Source organism: Bacillus cereus group sp. N11, from assembly GCF_016483605.1.
GTDB classification, from domain to species: domain Bacteria; phylum Bacillota; class Bacilli; order Bacillales; family Bacillaceae_G; genus Bacillus_A; species Bacillus_A toyonensis.
On record NZ_JAEHBN010000055.1, the window covers coordinates 1 to 450 of the forward strand.

The window sequence follows — 450 nt, forward strand, 5'->3', positions numbered from 1 at the left end:
CTTCGGGTGTTACAAACTCTCGTGGTGTGACGGGCGGTGTGTACAAGGCCCGGGAACGTATTCACCGCGGCATGCTGATCCGCGATTACTAGCGATTCCAGCTTCATGTAGGCGAGTTGCAGCCTACAATCCGAACTGAGAACGGTTTTATGAGATTAGCTCCACCTCGCGGTCTTGCAGCTCTTTGTACCGTCCATTGTAGCACGTGTGTAGCCCAGGTCATAAGGGGCATGATGATTTGACGTCATCCCCACCTTCCTCCGGTTTGTCACCGGCAGTCACCTTAGAGTGCCCAACTTAATGATGGCAACTAAGATCAAGGGTTGCGCTCGTTGCGGGACTTAACCCAACATCTCACGACACGAGCTGACGACAACCATGCACCACCTGTCACTCTGCTCCCGAAGGAGAAGCCCTATCTCTAGGGTTTTCAGAGGATGTCAAGACCTG

Annotated in this window: 1 rRNA gene; it reads right to left on the reverse strand. The window is 53.3% G+C overall.

Going from position 1 to position 450, the window contains the following annotated elements:
* Positions 1-450: ribosomal RNA gene (locus tag JDS98_RS29625) — 16S ribosomal RNA — on the reverse strand; the annotation flags it as partial.